This window comes from Streptomyces sp. NPDC093064, from assembly GCF_044754605.1.
In the GTDB taxonomy this organism is placed as follows: domain Bacteria; phylum Actinomycetota; class Actinomycetes; order Streptomycetales; family Streptomycetaceae; genus Streptomyces.
Genome location: NZ_JBIVPK010000156.1, coordinates 1 through 1,184, shown reverse-complemented (window position 1 = coordinate 1,184; position 1,184 = coordinate 1). Strand labels below are relative to the sequence as shown.

1 pseudogene is annotated in these 1,184 nt (G+C 70.1%); it reads left to right on the top strand.

Features of this window, described 5'->3' with window-relative positions:
• Nucleotides 1-1,184: pseudogene (locus ACIQFZ_RS43545) on the top strand (alpha-1,4-glucan--maltose-1-phosphate maltosyltransferase); the annotation flags it as partial.

Genomic DNA, 1,184 nt, shown 5'->3' with positions numbered 1-1,184 from the left:
CCAGGCTGGCGGCGGCGTTGACGCCGGAGGTGGACGCGGCCTTGGCCCGGCATCCGCTGCGGGACCTGGTCACCGCCTCCGAACCGCTCGGCCTGCTCGTCGAGCGGGAACGCGCGCTGTACGGGTCCTGGTACGAGTTCTTCCCCCGCTCCGAGGGCACTCCCGAGCAGCCGCACGGCACCTTCCGCACCGCCGCCCGCCGCCTGCCCGCGATCGCCGCGATGGGCTTCGACGTCGTCTACCTGCCCCCCGTCCACCCCATCGGCACCACCTACCGCAAGGGCCGCAACAACTCCCTGGACGCCGGCCCCGACGACGTCGGCGTGCCCTGGGCCATCGGCTCCCCCGAGGGCGGCCACGACACCGTCCACCCCGCCCTGGGCACGATCGACGACTTCGACCACTTCGTGGCCCGCGCCGGCGAACTGGGCCTGGAGGTCGCACTGGACTTCGCCCTCCAGTGCTCCCCGGACCACCCCTGGGTGCACAAGCACCCCGAGTGGTTCCACCACCGCCCCGACGGCACCATCGCCTACGCCGAGAACCCGCCCAAGAAGTACCAGGACATCTACCCCATCGCCTTCGACGCCGACATGGACGGCCTGATCGCCGAGACCGTGCGCGTGCTGCGGCACTGGATGGACCACGGAGTGCGGATCTTCCGCGTCGACAACCCGCACACCAAACCCGTGGTCTTCTGGGAACGCGTGATCGCCGCCGTCAACGCCACCGACCCCGACGTGATCTTCCTGGCCGAGGCGTTCACCCGGCCCGCGATGATGCACACCCTGGCCCAGACCGGCTTCCAGCAGTCCTACACCTACTTCACCTGGCGCAACACCAAACAGGAACTCACCGAGTACCTCACCGAGCTGTCCGGCGAGGCGGCGGCCTGGATGCGGCCCAACCTCTTCGCCAACACCCCCGACATCCTGCACGCCTACCTCCAGCACGGCGGCCGCCCCGCCTTCGAGGTCCGCGCCGTCCTGGCCGCCACCCTCGCCCCCTCCTGGGGCATCTACAGCGGCTACGAACTGTGCGAGAACACCCCACTCAAACCCGGCAGCGAGGAATACCTCGACTCGGAGAAGTACCAGCTCAAACCCCGCGACTGGACAGCCGCCGCACGCGAGGGCCGCACCATCGCCCCCCTCGTCACCAGACTCAACGACATCCGCCGCCGC